Source organism: Micromonospora sp. NPDC049529, from assembly GCF_055586685.1.
Map to the genome: position 1 here is coordinate 126,307 of NZ_JBVJHT010000020.1, position 6,063 is coordinate 132,369.

General features: G+C 71.6%; 5 protein-coding genes. 4 read left to right on the top strand and 1 reads right to left on the bottom strand.

Annotated features, from left to right (window positions below; genetic code table 11):
* The first annotated feature begins 7 nt into the window (after positions 1-7).
* The 4 genes from ACZ6QQ_RS29825 to ACZ6QQ_RS29840 all read left to right on the top strand — a co-directional run bounded on the left by ACZ6QQ_RS29825 (position 8) and on the right by ACZ6QQ_RS29840 (position 5,131).
* Complete coding sequence (locus ACZ6QQ_RS29825) at positions 8-154, top strand: hypothetical protein (protein WP_326558714.1); 147 nt, start codon at positions 8-10, stop codon at positions 152-154.
* 19 nt (positions 155-173) lie between these two features.
* Positions 174-1,625 carry a methyltransferase gene (locus ACZ6QQ_RS29830; RefSeq protein ID WP_465880786.1) on the top strand — a complete coding sequence of 484 codons (1,452 nt, stop codon included), beginning with the start codon at positions 174-176 and terminating at the stop codon, positions 1,623-1,625.
* Entirely contained in the window at positions 1,618-3,693 is a 2,076-nt protein-coding gene (locus ACZ6QQ_RS29835; protein ID WP_465880788.1) for a sulfatase-like hydrolase/transferase, read from the top strand. Before ACZ6QQ_RS29830 ends, ACZ6QQ_RS29835 begins: the two co-directional genes overlap by 8 nt.
* A gap of 154 nt (positions 3,694-3,847) precedes the next feature.
* Entirely contained in the window at positions 3,848-5,131 is a 1,284-nt protein-coding gene (locus ACZ6QQ_RS29840; protein ID WP_465880790.1) for a citrate synthase, read from the top strand.
* 97 nt (positions 5,132-5,228) lie between these two features.
* Here ACZ6QQ_RS29840 and ACZ6QQ_RS29845 read toward each other — a convergent pair.
* On the bottom strand, positions 5,229-6,063 hold an 835-nt coding region (locus ACZ6QQ_RS29845), incomplete at its 5' end, for a glycosyltransferase family 4 protein (protein WP_465880791.1).

The following is a 6,063-nucleotide window of genomic DNA, read 5'->3' on the forward strand; positions in this document are numbered from 1 at the left end:
GACCGGGATGGACCTGGCCTATCTGGATGCGGGATCCGGCAGTCTCATCGTGCAGGCGGTCATCGGGGGCGCCGCCGGGGTCGCGGTCGCGGCCAAGCTCTACTGGCGCCGCCTGGTCGGACGGTTGCGGCGGCAGCCGGCGGAGAAGGACTGAGCGCGGGGACCGGTCGCTGATGTCCCTGCCACCACTTTCCACTTCGGAGACCGGCGCCCGAGCGGAACCCGGCTCGTTCCGCGACCCGGGCAACCGGATCTTCCACCTCGACGGCGAGGTGCTGCGCGGGCTCGACCGCCGGGCGACCGAGGACTGGCACGCGCTGGCCGCGAGCGAGTTCTTCCCACCGCTGCTCGCCACCGGCAAGGTCTGCGGCACCGAACCGGTCGCGCGGGACACCCTGAGGGTGCCGGACGACCATCGCTGGGACACGGTGCTGCGACACGAGCGGATCCCGTTCGTCTCCTACCCGTACGAGTGGTCGTTCGGGATGCTCCGGGATGCCGCGCTGCTGCACCTGGAGATCCTCACCACCGCGTTGGGCGGGGGTTTCCGCACCAAGGACGGCTCGGCCTACAACCTGCAGTGGCGCGGTGCCACGCCGGTCTTCATCGACATCGGCTCGTTCGAACCGGCCCGCGACGGCGAACCCTGGCCCGGCTACCGGCAGTTCTGCCAGACGATGCTCTACCCGCTGATGATGCAGGCCCACCTCGGCCTGGACTTCCAGCCCTGGCTGCGATCCCGGATCGACGGCGTCGAGCCGGGCCAGATGCGCCGCCTCTTCGGCGGCACCCGCCGGTTCTCCGCCGGGGTGCTCAAGCACGTGTACCTGCACGACGCCATGCAGGCCCGGCACGCCACCGCGAGCACCGGGACGGTCCGGGAAGAACTGCGCGACGCCGGCTTCTCCCGGGACCTGGTGCTGGCCGGCGTACGGGCGATCGAGAAGCTGGTCCACCGGCTGGACTGGGAACCGCCGGCGAGCCACTGGCAGGAGTACCGCCGAACCTGCGCGTACTCCGAGGCGGACCGGGAGCGCAAGGAGCGGTTCGTCGACGCGGCCCTGACCGGGGCCGCCCCGCGACTCCTGCTCGACCTGGGCGCCAACGACGGGGACTACTCCCGACTCGCCGCCCGGCACGGCGCCTACGTGGTGGCCGTGGAGAGCGACCCGGCCGTGGTCGAGCAGCTCTACCGGCGGCTGCGCGCCGACGGTGAGCGGCGGATCCTGCCGCTCGTGCTGGACCTGGCCGACCCGTCGCCCGGCGGCGGCTGGGGCGGGGTCGAGCGGGCCTCCTTCGCCGCCCGTGCCGACGCCGACGCGGTGCTCGCCCTCGCCGTGATCCACCACCTGGCCATCGGCCGCAACGTGCCGCTGGCGGATGTGGTCGACTGGCTGGTCGGCAACCTGGCGGCCGCCGGCCCGCGTGGTCGGCTGGTGGCCGAGTTCGTGCACCCGGAGGACCCGATGGCCCGGCGGCTGCTGGCCAACAAACCGGCCGGTCTGTTTCCGGACTACCGCCGGGAGGAGTTCGAGCGGTTGCTGGCCCGGCGGTGCGAGATCACCGCGCGGGAGGAACTGCCCTGCGGCACCCGGACGCTCTACGTCGGGGTGCCGCGTGGCTGACCCACCCGGCCCGGCCGGCGTACGCGACCAGGGCCGGCTGTCGCGCTGGTGGCGGGCGGAACTGCCGGCGCTGCTGGAGATCGTGGCGCTCTGCGGCCTGGCCATCACCCAGCCGCTGCTCGACGTCACCGGGCGCAGCCCCGACTTCTTCCTCTTCTACGGCGCCGGACCGGTCGAGGTCCTGCTGCTGGTGGCCGCCTTCACCGTCCCGGTCCCGCTGCTCGTCTGGGGGGTCGGGGCGCTCACCCGGCCGATCGGGCCGGCGGTCCGGGCCGCCGTACACACGGTTTCGCTCGGGCTGCTGCTCGCCACGTTCGCGATCCAGGTCGGCAAACACCTGCTGCCGTGGCGCGGACTGCCACTGGTGCTGGCCGCCCTGCTGGTCGGCACCGTCGGGGCGTACGCGCACCGGCGCTTCCGGCCCGCCGGCCAACTGCTGCGGGTCGTCGCGGCCGGGCCGCTGGTCTTCGTCCTGCTCTTCGTCTTCGCCTCACCGGCGTCGGCGGTCGTGCTGCCGGCCGAGCGGGGCTCTGGCCCCGGTGCCGCACGCGGGGCGGGCGGACATCCGCCGGTGGTGATGCTCGTCCTGGACGAACTGCCGCTGGTCTCCCTGCTCGGCGACGGCGGGACGATCGACGCGTCCCGGTTTCCGAACTTCGCCGCGCTCGCCGCCGGATCGACCTGGTACCGCAACGCGACCGGGGTGAGCGGGTGGACGCCGTACGCGCTGCCGGCGATGCTCACCGGCCGCTACCCGTCCTCGGCCCGCGCCCCGCACTACTCGCAGTACCCGGACAACCTGTTCACCGCGCTGGGCGGGACGTACGAGCTGAAGGTGCAGGAGAGCATCAGCCAGCTCTGCCCGCCGAGCCGGTGTGCCGAGCGCACGGCCCCGGCCAGCGGTGGGCTGCCGGTGCTGCTGCGGGAGAGCGCCGGACTGCTGCGCCAGATCGCCTCCCCGGTCGACGTGCCGGACGACCCGGAGTCGTCGTACCGGGAGGCCACCCGCCGGGAGGCGGAGATCGAGGAACAGGAGCAGCAGCCGGGACCGACCGACCCGAGGTTCGGGTGGGGCGCGCTGGACGTCAACCAGCCGGCCCGGTTCACCCGCTTCCTCGCCGACCTGCGCCCCGCCGCCAAGCCGACCCTGCACTTCCTGCATCTGCTGATGCCGCACACACCGTGGAGCTACCTGCCGTCCGGGATCCGGTACGACTCACCGCCGGGCGTGCCCAACGACGGCGACGGCTGGGTGGAACTCGCCCGCGAGCGTCACCTGCTGCAACTCGGCTACACCGACCGGTTGATCGGCGAGACGCTGCGTACGCTGCGCGAAACCGAGCTCTACGACGACGCCCTGGTGGTGGTGACCGCCGACCACGGCCTCAGCTTCACCCCCGGTGTGCAGGGCCGGGGCCGGGCGGCGATCGACCGGGCCCCCGGCGAGGTGGCCTGGGTGCCGCTGTTCGTCAAGGAACCGGGGCAGCGCGACGGTCGGGTCGACGACCGTAACTGGGAGCACGTCGACCTGCTGCCGACCATCGCCGACCGGGCGCACGTCGAGATTCCGTGGCCGGTGGAGGGCCTGGTCGCGCCGGGTGCCCAGCGGGAGCGGACCGAGAAACGGTTCCACGACCAGCCGACGTTCGCCCTCCAGCTTCCCGGCGACACCTTCACCGACGTGATCGGCGGTGCCGCCCGGCCGCAACTGCCCGCACCCCGGTCGCCGGAGCTGGTCGGCCGCCGGGTCGCTGAGTTGCCGGTCAGCGGCGACCCCACCGGGGCGAGCGTGAGCAACCGGGCCGCCTTCGACGACGTCGACCCGGCCGGTGGCCGGCTGCCCGCGCTGGTCTGTGGCACCGTGCCGGCGTCGGTCCGCAGCGGCTCCCGGATCGCCGTCGCGGTCAACGGCCGGATCGGCGCGGTCGTCCCGGTGGTCGACCCGGACAAGAACGGTCGTCGCTTCGGTGCCCTGTTGGGCGATGAGTCGCTGTTCGTCCCGGGTGCGAACCGACTGGAGTTGTTCCTGGTCAGTGACGGTGGGACGTTACGTCCGTTACGACTGTGACGCGCACGACATTCAAGGAGGCAGTTTCGCAAGTGGGGTGATGCGTGACGCATCCCTCACCCCTCGACCATGGGCAGGTGTTGGTTCCGCGCCACGATTACCGTAGGAACAGAGGCAATTCAACGAAGATTTTGCCGCCGAAGCGAGGAACCACATGACGGATGTCAAGCTCGACCACCCCGGCGGGCAACTGTCTATGCCGGTGCGGCCCGCTGTCGAGGGCCCGTCCGGGATCGGCGTCGGCAAGCTGTTGGGCGAGACCGGGTACGTCACCTACGACCCGGGTTTCGTCAACACCGCCGCCTGCTCCTCGGAGATCACCTACATCGACGGGGACGCTGGGATTCTCCGCTACCGCGGGTACCCCATCGACCAACTGGCGGAGAAGGCCTCGTTCCTGGAGGTCTCCTACCTGCTGATCTACGGCGAGCTGCCGACCGCCCAGCAGCTCACCGAGTTCAGTGAGTGGATCCGCCGGCACTCGCTGCTCCACGAAGAGATGCGGCGCTTCTTCGACGGCTTCCCGCGGGACGCGCACCCGATGGCGGTGCTCTCCTCGGCGGTGAGCGCCATCTCCACCTTCTACCAGGACAGCCTGGACCCGTTCGACCCCGAGCACGTCGAGATCTCCACTGTGCGCCTGATGGCGAAGGTGCCGACGATCGCGTCGTACGCGTACAAGAAGTCGATCGGCCAGGCACAGCTCTACCCGGACAACTCGCTCGGGTACGTGGAGAACTTCCTGCGGCTGACGTTCGGCGTACCGGCCGAGGAGTACGAGGTCGACCCGGTGGTCGCCCGCGTGCTCGACATGCTGTTCGTGCTGCACGCCGACCACGAGCAGAACTGCTCCACCTCCACCGTCCGGCTGGTCGGCTCCAGCCAGGCCAACCTGTTCGCCTCGGTCTCGGCCGGCGTGAACGCGCTCTTCGGTCCCCTGCACGGCGGCGCCAACCAGGCGGTGCTGGAGATGCTGGAGGGCATCCGGGCCGACGGCGGCGACGTCAACGCGTTCGTCCGCCGGGTCAAGGCCAAGGAGCAGGGCGTCAAGCTGATGGGCTTCGGCCACCGGGTCTACAAGAACTACGACCCGCGGGCGGCCATCGTCAAGAAGGCCGCGCAGGACGTGCTCGCCCGGATGAACAAGCCGGACCCGCTGCTCGACCTCGCCCTGCAACTGGAGGAGATCGCGCTCGCCGACGACTTCTTCGTGTCCCGCCGGCTCTACCCGAACGTGGACTTCTACACCGGCCTGATCTACAAGGCCATGGGTTTCCCGACGAAGATGTTCACCGTGCTCTTCGCGCTCGGCCGACTGCCCGGCTGGATCGCCCAGTGGCGCGAGATGATCTCCGACCCGGAGACCAAGATCGGCCGCCCGCGGCAGCTCTACACCGGTGCCGGCGAGCGGGCGTTCGTCCCGGTCGACCAGCGCTGAACGGCGTCACCGCTACACCTGAGCAGGGCCGAGACACCACCGGCCGCCGATGCCCGAGGGCGTCGGCGGCCGGAGTCGTACCGGGGTGGTCGCGCGGTCAGCGGGCGCCGACGGCGGCGAGCAGGTTGCCCGCCGGGATGTCCAGCACCGGGCGGCCGTGCGCCAGCCGGTGCGCCGCCTGCTCGGTGGCGAACTCGCCGGCCCGGTTGATCGCGGTGGCGTACGTCGCCGCGGTGCGCTGCGCGATCGACGCCCAGCCGTAGTCGTCGGAGACCATCCGTCGGGCCCGTCGGGCCAGTTGCCGCGCCCGGTCACTGTCGACGAGCAGGGCGTGTACGGCGTCCGCGAGCGCGTCCGGGTCCTTCGGCTCGAAGGTCATCCCGGTCACCCCGGTCTCGACGATCTCGGCCAGCCCACCGGTGGCGGCGACCGCCAGCGGCGCACCGGCGGCAGCACCCTCCAGCGCCACCATGCCGAACGGTTCGTAGATGCTCGGCACCGCGAAGCAGTCCGACGCGGCCATCATCGCGGGCAGGTCCGAACCACCGAGGAAACCGGGCAGGGTGACCGCACCCCGTACCCCGAGCCGGTCGATGTCGGCCTCCAGTTCGGCCCGGTACGGTCCGTCCCCGGCGATCACCAGCCGCAGCCCCGGGTGCTCCCGGCGCAGCCGGGGCAGTCCGGCGATGAGGTGCTGGACGCCCTTCTCGTAGACCAGCCGGCCGGCGAAGGTGACCAGCGGTCCGTCCCCGGCGAAGCGCTTGCGGGCGGCGGCCACGGCGGCGGCGCTGGCCTGCCAGCGGTGCGCCTCCACCCCGTTCGGCACCACGTCGATCTGGGTGGTGGGGAGGTTGAAGAGGTTGTTGACCTGGTCGCGCATGTAGCCGGAGCAGGTGATGACGCGGCTGGATTCGTGGCTGAGCCACCATTCC